Annotated in this window: 12 protein-coding genes; 7 read left to right on the top strand and 5 right to left on the bottom strand. The window is 74.7% G+C overall.

Annotated elements, in window-relative coordinates:
* Positions 1-462 precede the first annotated feature (462 nt).
* Entirely contained in the window at positions 463-1,254 is a 792-nt protein-coding gene (locus ACIGFK_RS28360) for a glutamate racemase (RefSeq protein WP_376660553.1), read from the top strand.
* Positions 1,255-1,372: 118 nt separating this feature from the next.
* Positions 1,373-2,983, top strand: a complete 1,611-nt coding sequence (locus ACIGFK_RS28355) for an ABC-F family ATP-binding cassette domain-containing protein (protein WP_400054088.1) — start codon at positions 1,373-1,375, stop codon at positions 2,981-2,983.
* A gap of 126 nt (positions 2,984-3,109) precedes the next feature.
* Here ACIGFK_RS28355 and ACIGFK_RS28350 read toward each other — a convergent pair whose 3' ends face one another.
* Positions 3,110-3,694, bottom strand: a complete 585-nt coding sequence (locus tag ACIGFK_RS28350; protein WP_386473429.1) for a TetR/AcrR family transcriptional regulator — start codon at positions 3,692-3,694, stop codon at positions 3,110-3,112.
* Between the two features lie 85 nt (positions 3,695-3,779).
* Between ACIGFK_RS28350 and ACIGFK_RS28345 the strand changes: the two genes are divergently transcribed.
* On the top strand, positions 3,780-4,832 hold the full coding sequence (locus tag ACIGFK_RS28345) for an FAD-dependent oxidoreductase (protein WP_376660550.1): 1,053 nt from the start codon (positions 3,780-3,782) through the stop codon (positions 4,830-4,832).
* Positions 4,833-4,861: 29 nt separating this feature from the next.
* Here the strand turns inward: ACIGFK_RS28345 and ACIGFK_RS28340 are convergent, their stop codons facing one another.
* Positions 4,862-5,323 (bottom strand): VOC family protein, encoded by a 462-nt coding sequence (locus ACIGFK_RS28340; RefSeq protein WP_376660549.1) that lies wholly within the window; start codon positions 5,321-5,323, stop codon positions 4,862-4,864.
* 116 nt (positions 5,324-5,439) lie between these two features.
* On the opposite strand from ACIGFK_RS28340, the gene ACIGFK_RS28335 reads away from it, so the two are divergent.
* The 4 genes from ACIGFK_RS28335 to ACIGFK_RS28320 all read left to right on the top strand — a co-directional run bounded on the left by ACIGFK_RS28335 (position 5,440) and on the right by ACIGFK_RS28320 (position 9,514).
* The gene (locus ACIGFK_RS28335; protein ID WP_376660548.1) at positions 5,440-5,955 is read left to right on the top strand and encodes a hypothetical protein; all 516 of its coding nucleotides are present in this window, start codon (positions 5,440-5,442) and stop codon (positions 5,953-5,955) included.
* A gap of 43 nt (positions 5,956-5,998) precedes the next feature.
* Positions 5,999-7,627 (top strand): apolipoprotein N-acyltransferase, encoded by a 1,629-nt coding sequence (gene lnt / locus ACIGFK_RS28330; protein ID WP_386473424.1) that lies wholly within the window; start codon positions 5,999-6,001, stop codon positions 7,625-7,627.
* Positions 7,628-7,663: 36 nt separating this feature from the next.
* Positions 7,664-8,203, top strand: coding sequence for an NUDIX domain-containing protein (locus ACIGFK_RS28325; protein WP_376660546.1), 540 nt, complete (start codon positions 7,664-7,666; stop codon positions 8,201-8,203).
* 108 nt (positions 8,204-8,311) lie between these two features.
* On the top strand, positions 8,312-9,514 hold the full coding sequence (locus ACIGFK_RS28320) for an acyltransferase family protein (RefSeq protein WP_400054085.1): 1,203 nt from the start codon (positions 8,312-8,314) through the stop codon (positions 9,512-9,514).
* Here ACIGFK_RS28320 and ACIGFK_RS28315 read toward each other — a convergent pair.
* From ACIGFK_RS28315 to ACIGFK_RS28305, 3 genes are all read right to left on the bottom strand, one after another.
* Complete coding sequence (locus ACIGFK_RS28315) at positions 9,511-10,770, bottom strand: MalY/PatB family protein (RefSeq protein WP_400054083.1); 1,260 nt, start codon at positions 10,768-10,770, stop codon at positions 9,511-9,513. The two genes, ACIGFK_RS28320 and ACIGFK_RS28315, sit on opposite strands and share 4 nt — an antisense overlap.
* 45 nt (positions 10,771-10,815) lie before the next feature.
* Positions 10,816-11,592 (bottom strand): trypsin-like serine peptidase, encoded by a 777-nt coding sequence (locus ACIGFK_RS28310; protein WP_400054081.1) that lies wholly within the window; start codon positions 11,590-11,592, stop codon positions 10,816-10,818.
* A 138-nt stretch (positions 11,593-11,730) separates the two neighbouring features.
* Positions 11,731-13,185: a hypothetical protein gene (locus tag ACIGFK_RS28305; protein ID WP_386473434.1), complete on the bottom strand. Its 1,455-nt coding sequence runs from the start codon at positions 13,183-13,185 to the stop codon at positions 11,731-11,733.
* Between the last annotated feature and the right edge of the window lie 79 nt (positions 13,186-13,264).

Genomic DNA, 13,264 nt, shown 5'->3' with positions numbered 1-13,264 from the left:
CGAAGCGAGCCACACACCGCCGAGCCCCTGCACGGGCCGCACCACAAGGTCCCGGCCGGGCCGGAGCAGGCCCTGCAGGCATCCCGCGCCACAGGGCACCCGGCCCGGCCGGAGCGAGCTTCGTACCGCCGAGCCCCCGGCAGGGGTACGGCGCGGCCGGAGCGGGCCCCGCGCCGCCGCCCTGAGCAGGGGCGCCGCCCGTACCGCCGGGCCCGGACAGGGTGCGGCTGGAACGCGGCCGGGCCAGAGCGCCACGCAGGGGCACCGCCCGTACCGCCGGGCCCCGGCGGGGTCGGAGCGCGCCCCGCACCGCCGCCCCGCAGGGGTACCGCCCTGTACCGCCGGGCCCCCGGCAGGGGTGCGGGCAGGGGGCCGGCCGGGTTGGAGCGCGCCCCGCACCGACGCCGCCGCGCAGGGGGCACTGCCTCGTACCGGTGAGCCCCGCAGGGTTAAGGTGGCCGGGTGAAGATCGCCCTCATGGACTCCGGAATCGGCCTCCTCGCGGCGGCCGCGGCGATGCGGCGGCTGCGGCCGGACGCGGATCTCGTCCTGTCCTCCGACCCCGACGGGATGCCCTGGGGGCCTCGGACGCCGGCCGACCTCACCGGGCGGGCGCTCGACGTCGCCCGGGCCGCCGCCGCGCACCGCCCCGACGCGCTGATCGTGGCCTGCAACACCGCCACCGTGCACGCCCTGGACGCCGTGCGGGCCGAGCTCGAGCCCGGCATCCCGGTCATCGGGACCGTACCTGCGATCAAGCCCGCCGCGGCCGCCGGCGGCCGCGTGGCGATCTGGGCCACCCCCGCCACCACCGGCAGCCCCTACCAGCGCGGGCTGATCCGCGACTTCGCCACCGGGGCCCGGGTCACCGAGGTGCCCTGTCCCGGTCTGGCCGACGCCGTCGAGGCGGCCGACGACACCGCCGTGGCGGCCGCCGTAGCCGCGGCCGCCGCGCTGACTCCGCCCGACGTCACCGACGTGGTGCTCGGCTGCACGCACTACGAGCTGGTCGAGGCCGCGATCCGGGCCTCGCTCGACGAGCGGACCCGGGGGGCCGGGTACGTCTTCCACGGCTCCGCCGAGCCCGTCGCCGTGCAGGCGCTCCGCCGTCTCGGGGTCGGGCCGGAGCCCGCGCTGCCCCCCACCGGCGGACTGACCGTCCTGCGCAGCGGGCGCGAGGGCAACCTCCCCGCCGCCGCGCTCGCGTACGCCGAAGGGCAGCTGCTCGTCGGCCACGGCGCGCCCGTCGGGTAGCCCTCTCCGCCGGCGAGACGGAGCGTCTTGCGTAAAACCTCCACCGCATTTACTGTTGCCCGCATAACGAGACGGAACGGTTCGTCTCGATCCTGTCGTCCACCGAAAGGGACCGCCCTTGCGTGCTCCACTCGCCTCCACCCGGATCGCCCTGTCCGAGGTCACCAAGAGCTACGGCACCCGCGTCGTCCTGGACCGCGTCGGCGTCACGGTCCGGCCCGGCGAGCGGGTCGGCGTCGTCGGCGACAACGGCTCCGGGAAATCCACCCTGCTGCGGCTGCTCGCCGGGCAGGAGCGGCCCGACCGCGGGGAGGTCGTGGTCACCGCGCCCGGCGGGCTCGGCCACCTCGCGCAGACCCTCGGCCTCCCGCCGTCCGCCCGCGTCGGTGACGCCGTGGACCTGGCGCTCGCCGACCTGCGGGAGCTGGAGCGGCGCATCCGGACCGCGGAATCCGTCCTGCACCGGGCCGGACCCGAGGAACTCGCCGCGTACGCCGCGCTCCTCGACGCCCACGAGGCGCGCGGCGGCCGCGATGCCGGGCGGCGCGTCGCCACCACCCTGCGCCACCTCGGCGAACGCGCCGGGCTGGACCCGGACCGCCGGCTCGGCACCCTGTCCGGCGGCCAGCGCTCCCGTCTCGCGCTCGCCGCCGTGCTCGCAGCCGAGCCGGAGATCCTGCTCCTCGACGAACCGACCAACGACCTCGACGACGAGGCGGTCGGCTGGCTGGAGGAGCGGCTGCGCGCCCATCGCGGAACCGTCGTCGCCGTGACGCACGACCGGCTCTTCCTCGACCGCGTCACGACCACCCTGCTGGAGGTGGACCAGGACAGCCGGACGGTCCGCCGTTACGGCGACGGCTACGGGGGGTTCCTGACCGCCCGCGCCGCCGAACGCGCCCGCCGGCAGCGGGAGTACGACGAGTGGCGCGAGGAGGTCCGGAGCGCCGAGAAGCTCGCCGACACCAACATCGGGCGGTTCGCCGCGATCCCGCGCAAGATGCCCCGCGGCTTCAGCGGAGCCGGCGCGTTCCGCGCCCGGTCGCGGGGCCACGGCGCCGCGAGCCGGATCCGCGCCGCCCGTGAACGCCTGCAGCGGCTGACCGGCAATCCGGTGCTGCCGCCCCCACGGCCGCTCGTCTTCACCGGCCGGTTCACCGAGGGGTCGGCAGGGGCGGTGGAGCTGGCCGGTGCGGCCGTGCCGGGACGGCTCGGGCCGGTCTCGCTGACCCTGGCCCCGGGGGAGCGGCTTCTGGTCACCGGGCCCAACGGGGCGGGCAAGTCCACGCTGTTGCACCTGCTGGCAGGTGAACTGGAGCCCGCGCAGGGCCTCGTACGGACGCCGCCGCGGGTGGGGATGCTCCGGCAGGACGATCCGTGGGCGCGCGAACGCCGCTCGGCGGCCGAGGTGTTCGGCGAGGACGCCGCCGAGCGGATCGCCGCCCACGGGCTGCTCGCCCCCGGGGACCTGACCCGGCCGGTGCGCGCCCTCTCGTCCGGGCAGCGCCGCAAGGTCGAGCTGGCCCGGCTGGTGGCGCGGCCGCTGGACCTGCTGCTGCTCGACGAGCCGACGAACCACCTGGCCCCGGCCGTGGTGGAGGAACTGGAGGCGGCGCTGGCCCACTTCACCGGGACCCTGGTCCTGGTCACGCACGACCGGCGGATGCGCGCGGCCTTCCCCGGCCGGCGCCTGGAGCTTCAGCGCGAACCGGCCACCGCGAGCCGTTGAGCCGGGACGGCCCTCACGATGCCGTTGCGCGGAGCCGTTCCCCCGCCCCGCCCCTTCCCTGAACCGGGCTCCGCCCGGACCCGGTCCTCGAACCCCGGACGGGCCGGGGGTCGGGTGGCCGGGTGGTCACGGTGCCTCCGGGGCGCATACGGCGTCGAGCAGTTCACGGGTGAAGCGGTCCAGGTCGTCGAGGCCGGCCGCCGCCAGGGCGCCGGGCGCGCCCGCCAGCAGGTGGGGGATCGCGCCGTGCAGCGCGAGGGTCAGGGCGCGGGCCGTCTCCGGTCCGGCCGGCAGTCCCGCCGCCCGCAGCAGGTGGGCGTGGGCCGCGAAGTCCGAGGCGCCGATCGGGTCCAGCAGGGCCGCCAGCCACGGCCGCCGCGTGGCCTCGGTCTGGAGCTCCATGTAGGCCACCATCCGCGGCCGGCCGGGCCCCGCCACGTTCCGCAGCAGCCCCGCGAGCAGGGCGGCCAGCTGCTCCGCGTCCCCGGGCGGGGGTCCCGCGGTCAGGGCGAGGTACTGCTCCAGGCAGCGCTCGGCCACGGCCCGCAGCAGTGCGTCGCGGGTCGGGAAGTAGTTCTTGGCCGTGCCCGTCGGCACCTCGGCGGCGGCGTCGACGGCCCGGTGCGTGAGCCCGCGCCCGCCCGCCTCGGCCAGTACGGCGACGGCCGCGTCCCGCAGCCGGTCCCTTCGGTCCTGGTTCCCCTGGTTCACCTTGTCAGCATAACCACAGCCGTGGTACCACAAGTGTAGTACCACGGCTGTGGTGGTACGTGCGTACCCGCTGAGGGGAGACAGCATGAGCGGCAACCGCGGCACGGCCCTCGTCGTCGGCGCCGGAGTCGGGGGACTCGCCACCGCCATCGGCCTGCGCCGGGCCGGCTGGGAGGTCGCCGTCCTGGAGCGGCGCCCCGCCCTCGAACGCTACGGAACCGCCTTCGGCATCCACCCCGGCGCGCAGGCCGCCCTCGACCGCCTCGGCCTCGGCGACGCGCTGCGGGCGCGCGCGGTCCCGTACCGCGACGGGCGGATCCGGCGGCCCGACGGCACCGTGCTCGCCGCGCTCCCGCTCGAACGGATCGAGCGCAAGGCGGGCAGGCCCGAGCTCCTCATCGCCCGCCCGTACCTGATCGACGCCCTGGTCGCCGAGTTCGACCGGCTCGGCGGCGCGAGGATCGCGTACGGGCAGGCGCTCGCCGAACCGGCCGAGGTGCCGCCCGGCGTCGACCTCCTCGTCGGCGCGGACGGCATCAACAGCACCGTCCGCACCACGCACTTCGGCCGCACCAGCGGCCCGCGCGCCATCGGCACCGTCGCCTGGATCGGCATCGCCGGATTCGAGACGGGCCTGTACGGCGAGACCTGGGGCGCGGGCCGCTTCTTCGGCATGACCCCCGTCGAGCCCGGCCGCACCAACTGGTACGCCACCGTCCCCGAGGCGACCACCGCCGACGCGCTGCGCGAGGCGTTCGACGGCTGGCACGACCCCATCCCGCGCGTCCTCGCCGAGACCGACCCCGCGACGTGGATCCGGTACGAGATGCGCCACCTGTACCCCGCGCTCCCCGCCTTCACGGCCGCCGGCCGGGTCGCCCTCGTCGGCGACGCCGCCCACGCCATGACGCCCAACCTCGGCCAGGGCGCCTGCACCGCCCTGCTCGACGCGGAGGCCCTGACCCGAGCGGTGGCCGGGCACGGACGGACCGGGCTGGCGGGGGCGCTGCGCGCGTACGACGCCGAGCGGCGCCGCAGCGCGCAGCGCGTGGCCTTCGCCTCGCGGAACCTGCACCGCTTCGTGAGCGCCCGCCGCCCGGCCCTGCGCGACGCGCTCGTGGGCCTGCTGCCGGGCTGACGCCCCGACGGGCCCGGAGGAGGTGCGGCCTAGCCGAGCCGTCGCGCCAGCTCCTCCCGGGAGACCTCCTCGAGGTGGGTCAGGAACACCCACAGGTGCCCGGAGGGGTCCCGCAGGATGGCCGTCCGGTCGCCGTGGAACTGGTCCGCCGGCTCCTGGACCAGTTCCGCTCCGGCCGCCACCGCGGTCCGGGCGAGGGCGTCCACGTCCGGTACGAACACGTGCAGCGCGACCGAGGTCCCGCCCAGGGCCGTCGGCGGGGAGAACGGGCCCTCGGAGGTGTCGCCGAGCATCATCACCGCCCCGCCGATCCGGATCTCGGCGTGCAGCACCCCGCCCTCGGGGCCCGCCAGCCGGAACTCCTCGACGGCGCCGAAGGCCCGGACGTAGAAGTCGATCGCCTCGGCGGCGTCGGCCACCATGATGTGCGGCACCACGGAGGTGCGGTAGCGGGCGGGGACGTCGTTCTCAACTGCCTGGTGAGTGGTCATGCCGAGGACCGTAGGACCTCGAGTTTGCTTGAGGTCAAGCACGGGCAGGCGCGCAGTGCGCGCCGCGTGGGCGAGAGGTGGTGGCGCCGGTGCGGAACGTGAGTACGCTGCACAACATGACGGTCCACACCCCGGGTCCGCGATGGACGGGACGGGCTTCCAACCGCGTGCAGTGGCTGCTGGCGGCAGCCGGTGCGGCCTGCCTCGCGCTCGGCATTGAGCTCGCCGTCGACAACGCCTGGACCTCCGGCTACGTACCCCTGCTCATGTCCGTGATCGGCTGCCTCGCCGCGGGGCTGCTGATCCTCTTCGGGACCCTCGCCTTCGTGCACGTCGCCGTGTCCGTCGACGCCGAGGTCTTCGAGGTGCGCTGCGGCCACATGGGGCTGCCCCGCCGCAGGATCCGGCTCAGCGAAGTGGCCTCGGCCGAGTTCGTCCCCCGGATCACCCCGCAGCAGTGGGGCGGCTGGGGCTACCGCTGGCGTCCGGAGAAGGGCACCGCGGTCATCGTCCGGCGCGGCGAGGGCGTGGAGCTGAGACTCGGCGACGGGAAGCTGTTCACCGTCACCGTGGACGACGCCGAGAACGCCGTCCGGGTCATCCGCACCCACCTGAGGGCCCTCGCCCGATAGGTCCTTACCTGCGCTTTGTCCGAGGGGACGTACACTCCGCCAGATGAGCAGCAGTGTTACCCGCACGGCCGGGAACGAGCCCGTGAAGCCCGCCGACCCGGCCGGGGCCGCCACCCCCGCGGTCCGGGGCGGAGTCCTCTCCCGGATGGGGCCGCGCACGGCCCTGTGGCTGGTGCGCGCCCCGCTCGCGGCCCTCGCCGGTGTGCTGCTCTACCTCAGCTTCCCGCCCCGCCCCCTGTGGTGGCTGGCACCCCTCGCCCTCGCCCTGCTCGCCGGCTGCCTGCACGGCCGCCGCGCCCGGGCCGGCTTCGGCCTCGGCTTCCTCGCCGGGCTGGGCTTCATGCTGCCGCTGCTCGTGTGGACCGGCTCGGAGGTCGGCCCGGTGCCGTGGCTGGCGCTCGCCGCCGTCGAAGCCCTCTTCATCGGCCTCACCGGCCTCGGCATCGCCCTCGTCGGCAGGCTCCCCGCCTGGCCGGTCTTCGCCGCGGCCGTCTGGGTCGCCGGTGAGGCCCTGCGCGCGCGGGTCCCCTTCGGCGGCTTCCCGTGGGGCAAGCTCGCCTTCGGGCAGGCCGACGGGATCTTCACCCCGCTCGCCGCCCTCGGCGGCACCCCACTGCTCTCCTTCGCCGTCGCCCTGTGCGGGTTCGGCCTGTACGCGGCCCTGCGCGCGGCCCGCGAGCACCCCGGCCGGGCCACCGCCGCCCTCGCCGCGCTCAGCGTCGCCGCCCCCATCGGCGCCGGACTCGCGGCCCGTCCGCTGGTCTCCGACTCCGCCGAGGACGGAAAGGTCGTCGCCGCAGTCATCCAGGGCAACGTTCCTCGCCTGGGCCTCGACTTCAACGCCCAGCGCCGCCAGGTCCTGGACAACCACGTCAACCGCACCGTCGAGCTCGCCGAGGACGTCGCGGCCGGCCGGGCGCCCAAGCCCGACTTCGTCGTCTGGCCGGAGAACTCCTCCGACCTCGACCCGTACTCCCAGCCCGACGCGTACGCCGCCATCGAACGGGCGGTCAAGGCCATCGGCGTGCCCGTCGCCATCGGCGCCGTCGTGGCCCCGGAGACCGGGCCGCTGCGCAACACGATGATCCTCTGGGACCCGGTCAAGGGCCCCACGGAGACCTACGACAAGCGCAAGATCCAGCCCTTCGGCGAGCGCATTCCGATGCGCTCCTTCGTCCGGCTCTTCAGCTCGGACGTGGACCGGGTCCGCCGCGACTTCGGCCCCGGCAAGGACCCCGGCGTCTTCGACATGGCCGGCAGCGGCGTCGGCATGGTCACCTGCTTCGAGGCCGCGTTCGACGACGCGGTGCGTTCCACCGTCCGCGACGGCGCCCAGGTGATCGCCGTACCCAGCAACAACGCCACGTTCGGCCGCACCCAGATGACGTACCAGCAGCTCGCCATGGACCGGATCCGAGCCGTCGAGCACAGCCGTACCGTCCTCGTCCCCGTCACCAGCGGGGTCAGCGCGGTCATCCGCCCCGACGGGAAGATCGTCGAGCAGACGAAGATGTTCACCGCGGACGCCCTGGTCACCGAGATCCCGCTGCGTTCCACGCAGACCCCCGCCACCCGGCTGGGGCCGCTCCCGGAGTACGCCCTCCTGCTGCTCGCGGCGGGCGGCTTCGGCCTGGTGCTGACGCGCCGGATCCGCGCACGCCGCGCCGCCTGACGCCGGGCCGCGCCCCCGGCCTCGTAGGGTCGGGGGATGACCACACCCGATTTCATCCGCGAGATCCGTGCCACCGCCGGGCACCGGTTGCTCCTGCTGCCCGCCGTCACGGCGATCGTGTTCGACGACCGGGGCAGGGTCCTGCTCGGCCGGCGCTCCGACAACGGGCGGTGGTCCGTGGTCGGGGGCATCTGCGAACCGGGTGAGCAGCCGGCCGAGACCGCCGTGCGCGAGGTCCACGAGGAGACGGCGGTGCACTGCGTCCCGGAGCGCGTGGTCCTCGTGCAGATGCTCGCTCCGATCACCTATCCGAACGGTGACGTGTGCCAGTTCCAGGACATCACCTTCCGCTGCCGCGCGACCGGCGGTGAGGCCCGGGCCAACGACCACGAGTCCCTGGAGGTGGCCTGGTTCGCGATGGACGGGCTGCCGCGGCTGGACCGGTTCTCCCTGTTCCGGATCGAGCAGGCCCTGCGCGACGAGCCCACGTGGTTCGAGCCGTTCGAGATGCCCGCCGGGCAATTCGACGTCCCCGCCGGGGAAACGGAGGGCGGCGTCCGGCCGAACGGTGAGTGAGGCATCCGTCACGCCGGCCGGTCCTGTGGACCGTCTGTGAGCGCGCTAGAGTTCCGCAGATCTTACGCAAGATCCGGACAACAGTACGTTCCAGGGGGCGTTCGAGGGATGAGTGTGCGCAGTGCGGCCGCAGAGCCGGAGCGAATACCGGGCGGCGGGACGCGTGCCGCAGCTCCCGCCGGACGCCTGGCCGTCCTCGACGGCATCCGGGTGCTCGCCGCACTGGCCGTGCTCTTCTACCACTACGTGGTCCTCGCGAGCGCCTGGGGCGAACCGACCGAACGCGTCTTCCCCGTCGCACGCCACTTCGCCGTCTACGGCTGGCTCGGCGTCGAGATCTTCTTCCTCGTCAGCGGCTTCGTCATCTGCATGAGCGCCTGGGGCCGCACCGTGGGGGACTTCGCGGTGTCCCGGGTCTCCCGGCTCTTCCCCGCCTACTGGGCGGCCGTGGCCTTCACCTCACTCGTGCTCCTCGGCTGGCCCGAGGTGAGGAAGAGCGGCGAGTTCGCCGACGTCCTGGTGAACCTGTCGATGGTCCAGAGCGGCCTCAAGGTCCCGAACATCGACGACGCGTACTGGACCCTCTTCGTCGAGCTGAAGTTCTACGTACTGTTCGCGGTCGTCGTCATGTGCGGTCTGACCTACCGCACCTGCGTGCTCTTCTGCGGCGTCTGGACCCTGGCCGGAGTGGTCGCCCCCACGGCCGACAGCGGGCTGCTGAACTTCTTCGCCGTCCCGTCCGCCTCCCCGTACTTCATCGCGGGCATCGCGTTCCACCTGATGCGGCGCTTCCGGCCGAACGCCGTCCTGTGGGCCGTCGTCGTGGCCCAGTTCCTCATCGCGCAGCACTACGTGCGTGCCCGCATGATCTCCAGCCTCGGCAGGAGCGAGGCGGCCGCCGTCCCGGAGTGGCCCGCGCACCTGATCATCCTGCTCGGCTTCCTGGTGATGGCCGGCATGGCGCTCGGCGCCTTCGACCGCGTCCGCTGGCGCTGGCTGCCGCACGCGGGGGCGCTCACGTACCCGCTCTACCTGATCCACATGATGGCCGGGCTGACGCTCATCCACCACTTCCGTTCCAGGGTGGCCCCCGTACCCCTCGTCCTCGGCGTGACCGCCGCCATGCTGGCGATCGCCTGGGTCATCCACCGGCTCGTCGAACGCCCGCTGGGGCGCGCACTGCGCAGCAGCCTGCGCCGCGGCATGCAGGACATCCGCTCCGGCACCCCGGCGCCCTCCCGGCCCTCGGTGGACCTGATGCCCGCACAGCCCTCCGCGCCCGCGGCCGAACGCGTGCCCGCCGGACGCTAAGCCGTCTCTTCCTCCCGTTCCGCCAGTGCGCGTCCCATCCGGGCCACCGCCTCGCGCAGGATCGCCGGCGAGGTCGCGAAGTTGAGGCGTACGCACCCGGCGCCGCCCGAGCCGAAGACATGGCCGGAGCTGAGGGCGACCCGGGCCCTGTCGAGGAACATCCTGGCAGGTCCCGCGATGTCGGCGACCACGCCGGGGCCTTCACGGGGCGCGTCGTCGTGGAGACCCAGCCGGGTGCAGTCCAGCCAGGCCAGGTACGTGCCCTCGGGCGGGACGTAGCCGATGCCCGGGAGGTGCTCCTCGACGAGGGCGCCCAGCAGGCCGCGGTTCGCGTCCAGCCCCGCCAGGAGCTCGTCGAGCCAGGCCCCGCCCTGCCGGAACGCCGCCGTGTGCGCCAGGATCCCCACGTGGCTCGGGCCGTGACCGACCTCCTCCGGCATCCTGCGGAGGTCGCCCGCCGCCTCCGGGCCCGCGACGGCCACGGCCGCCTTGAGGCCGGCCAGGTTCCAGGCCTTGGACGCGGACATGATGGAGAAGCCGTCCTCGGCGCCGGGCACGGCGAGGAACGGAGTGAACCGGGCTCCGGGCAGCACCAGCGGGGCGTGGATCTCGTCGGCGACCACCCGTACGCCGTGGCGGCGGGCCAGCGCGGCGACCGCCTCCAGCTCCGTGCGCGTGTGGACCACGCCGGTCGGGTTGTGCGGATTGCTCAGCAGGAAGGCCGCCCGCCGGCCGCCGCGCCGGGCACGGACGAACGCGTCCTCCAGGGCGCCGGGATCGATGCGCAGGTCCGGGCCGAGGGGCGCTTCGACCACCTCCCGTCCGTCGTGCGCGACGAAGGCGTAGAACGGCGGGTACACGGGGGAGCAGACCACCACCGCGTCGCCCGGAGCGGTGATCAGGCGCAGCACCTCGACGACGCCCAGCATGACGTCGGGCGTGATCGTCGTGCGGTCGATCCGCAGGCCGTCCCAGCCCCAGCGCTCGGCGGCGAACGCCGCCAGGGCCTCGGCGTACGCGGTGCCGTGGGGATATCCGGTGTCGCCCCGGTCGATGGCCCGGTGCACGGCCTCGGCCACGGGCGGGGCGAGGGGCACGTCCATCTCGGCCACCCACAGCGGGAGCACGTCCGCGGGATGGGTGCGCCACTTCATGCTGGTGCGCCCGCGCAGCTCCTCCAGGGACAGCCGGACCAGCGGGTCGGTCCGGACGTCGTCCGCGGACACGGAAGGCCTCGGGTTCCTGGGCGCGCTCATGCCCACAGACTGCCCGCTGCCACGGGTCGTGCAACCGGTATGCCGTCAGCCGGCGTCGGCCGCCTCCCGGTACAGCTCGACGGCCTGGTCGCCCATCACCGCGCTGTAGGAGACCTCCGGCACGGTCCCGCCGCCCTCGTACCCGCCGAGCACCCCGGCCAGCGCGCCGTCCACCAGCCACGGGCTGCCGCTGGTGCCGCCGGTGAGGTCCGGACAGCCGATCCGGCGCTGGGTCTCCGAGAGGAGCGCGGTGGTGTTGGCGCACCGCAGCGGGGTCTCCTGGGTGCGCGGGTAGCCGATGACCGTCACCGTGGCGTCGTCCGGCTGCTCGGCCGCGACCGGGAAGCCGCCCACGAGGTCCTCGACGGACCGGCGCTGCCCCTCGTCCACCGGGGCCACCGTCGCGAACGCGATGTCCGCGTCGGGGTCCTGGCCGTTCGTCCAGCCGGGGGCGACGTGCACCCCGGTGATCCGCCACAGCCCGTACGGGGCCCTGCCGTCCCGGTAGCCCGGCGCGAAGAAGGTGGAGCCCGGGTCGCCCACGCAGTGCGCGGCGGTGGCGATGACGTCGTGGCCGTCGCTCCGCACCACGGACGCGGTGCAGAAGTGCCCTCCGTCGAGCCCGCCCGTGAAGAGGGCGCCCACCCGGTCCGCGGTGGCGTCGGGCAGCGCCTGCGCGGTGACGCCGAGCGGGGCGCCGGCCACCGCGTCGGGCACGTCCACGCTGACGAGCGCGGCCATGGCGGCCAGGGCGAGCAGGATCCGGGACGCCCGCCGCGCACGGGTGCGCCGGGCCGGTCGGTGGAGCGTTCGGTGGATCATGGCACCACCCTGCCTGCCGGACCTTTGTCCGGAGCCCGGTATTCCGTATGAATCACCTGTGAATCCTGTGGAGCCACGGTGAATTCCGGACCGTAGGAAACGCCAGGCCGTCCGGTTCGCCCATGGCGTCAGGTTCTTCTAGGCGCGGCGCTCGTACACCGTCACCCGGCGGCCGCGGAGCTGGTGGTCCTCCACCACCGTGAAGTACTCCCGCAGGACGGCCGCCTTCGCCTTGTCCCGCTCCGCCGACGGCGCCTTCGCGACCTTCGCGGAGTCCGTCACCAGGAGCACCCGCCGCCGGGTCAGCATCGCCGCCCGGATCCGGGCAGGGTCGGCCTCCTCGCCCTTCAGGGTGCCCGAGGCCACCGGGGTCCTGGCGAGCGCTATGTCGCCCAGGCCCGCGAAGGCGGTGGGGGAGACCAGCGCGGTGTCGCGCCGCGCGGCCGGCACGAAGAGCACCGCGTCCCCGTCCTGCTTCAGCCGGGCCACCTCACCGGCCACCGCCAGCACGTCGTCCACCCGGCTCGCCGGGGCCCGCTTGCCCAGCTCCACCGGCAGCAGCGCCAGCACCGCGATCCCGATCACCCCCGGCACCAGCAGGGCCGACGCCCGGGGGAAGCGGGGCGCGCAGGCCCGTACGGCCGCCCCCAGGGCGGCGCCGATCAGCAGGGCCAGGCCCAGCATGCTGAACAGCACGTACCGGTCCAGGAACAGCGGCTGGACCAGCGACAGTCCGGTCAGCCCGAGTTGCGGCACCGCCAGCAGCGGCAGCCCGACCGCCGCCGCCGAGAGCCGGGACCGGTCGGGGCGGTCCGCCCACGCGCCGAGGGCGCCGATCGCCAGCAGGATCCCCGGGCCGATCAGCATGTGCCAGGTCAGCGGCGGTATCCACGACACCTGGTCGGACTGGCCCCGGCTGAACAGGACCAGCGGCAGCGCCCCCGCCACCGCGCCCGCGCCGTACGCCGTCCAGCGCAGCCACACGCCGCGCCCGGCCCGCACCCACCACAGGGTCACCGCGTGCGCGGGCAGGACCAGCAGCGACAGCCAGTTCAGCAGGGCGCACACCAGCACGGCCGTCCCGTACGCCGTCCAGCGCGGCCACGCCCGCTGTCCTGGGCCGCGGCCCAGGAGCGACACCAGCAGCAGCGTCGACACCGCGGCCCCCGCCGCGACCAGTGCGTACGGCCTGCCCTCCTGGAGGTAGAACTGGACCGCCGGCAGCAGCCCGAGGGCCAGTCCGCCGCCGAGCCCCGCCCAGAAGCCCGCGAGCCGCCGCCCGATCAGCGCCACGCAGGACGCGGCGGCCGCAACGGCCAGCACCGAGGGCAGCCGCAGGGTGGTCGTTCCCGCCCCGAAGAGCTCGAAGAGGCCGTGCATGAGGAGGTAGTACAGCCCGTGCACGGCGTCCACGTTGCCGAGCATGTCCGCGATCTGGCCCGCCGAGCGCCCCGCGACCTGCCAGGTCGCCGCCTCGTCCCGCCACACGCTGTCCTGCCGGGAGAGCCCCCACAGACCGAACGCCAGGGTCCAGAGGAAAGGGATGAGCCATATGAGACGCCCGCGTCGGGCCGCGGGTATGTGGCAAAGCATGAAGGCGCTGTCGTCCTCGGTCTGGCGTTCGGGCGGAAAGCACCAGTCTATGGACGACACGGACGGTTTCCTGACCGCC

This window comes from Streptomyces sp. NPDC085524 (assembly GCF_044541755.1).
Taxonomy (GTDB): domain Bacteria; phylum Actinomycetota; class Actinomycetes; order Streptomycetales; family Streptomycetaceae; genus Streptomyces.
This window is presented reverse-complemented; position numbering and strand designations above follow the sequence as displayed.

What these genes read in the sequence shown, in the direction of transcription:
- ACIGFK_RS28310 (WP_400054081.1), bottom strand. Translation starts at nt 11,592, where the DNA reads ATGATCCACCGAACGCTCCACCGACCGGCCCGGCGCACCCGTGCGCGG.
- ACIGFK_RS28320 (WP_400054085.1), top strand. Translation starts at nt 8,312, where the DNA reads ATGAGTGTGCGCAGTGCGGCCGCAGAGCCGGAGCGAATACCGGGCGGC.
- ACIGFK_RS28305 (WP_386473434.1), bottom strand. Translation starts at nt 13,185, where the DNA reads ATGCTTTGCCACATACCCGCGGCCCGACGCGGGCGTCTCATATGGCTC.
- ACIGFK_RS28335 (WP_376660548.1), top strand. Translation starts at nt 5,440, where the DNA reads ATGACGGTCCACACCCCGGGTCCGCGATGGACGGGACGGGCTTCCAAC.
- ACIGFK_RS28325 (WP_376660546.1), top strand. Translation starts at nt 7,664, where the DNA reads ATGACCACACCCGATTTCATCCGCGAGATCCGTGCCACCGCCGGGCAC.
- ACIGFK_RS28340 (WP_376660549.1), bottom strand. Translation starts at nt 5,323, where the DNA reads ATGACCACTCACCAGGCAGTTGAGAACGACGTCCCCGCCCGCTACCGC.
- ACIGFK_RS28315 (WP_400054083.1), bottom strand. Translation starts at nt 10,770, where the DNA reads ATGAGCGCGCCCAGGAACCCGAGGCCTTCCGTGTCCGCGGACGACGTC.
- ACIGFK_RS28345 (WP_376660550.1), top strand. Translation starts at nt 3,780, where the DNA reads ATGAGCGGCAACCGCGGCACGGCCCTCGTCGTCGGCGCCGGAGTCGGG.
- lnt (WP_386473424.1), top strand. Translation starts at nt 5,999, where the DNA reads ATGAGCAGCAGTGTTACCCGCACGGCCGGGAACGAGCCCGTGAAGCCC.